This is a genomic window from Vibrio sp. 10N.222.52.B7 (genome assembly GCF_041474275.1).
GTDB lineage: Bacteria > Pseudomonadota > Gammaproteobacteria > Enterobacterales > Vibrionaceae > Vibrio > Vibrio crassostreae_C.
Genome location: NZ_JBFRTU010000117.1, coordinates 4,812 through 5,036, shown reverse-complemented (window position 1 = coordinate 5,036; position 225 = coordinate 4,812). Strand labels below are relative to the sequence as shown.

The 225-nt window shown below is 41.3% G+C and carries 1 pseudogene; it reads left to right on the top strand.

Annotated elements, in window-relative coordinates:
• Positions 1 to 225: pseudogene (locus AB4512_RS20965) on the top strand (hypothetical protein); the annotation flags it as partial.

Here is a 225-nt window from a genome sequence, read left to right as displayed (position 1 = left end):
TTCACCTTCGCAAATGAACTCACAGAGTAAAAACAGTGAAGCTGAAAAGCCCGCGCCTCTTAAGGTTGAACAAAACACTGTTAAGCTTTCTAATGAAGGCAAAGCGCTCTTATCTGCCCTGAAAGAAATCGATAAAGAAGCAAAAAAAATTGAAGCAGAGAATGAAACCGTTACCGATAAGGTTGAATCATTTGCTCATGGCGCTCTAGGTATGGATCACCCAGA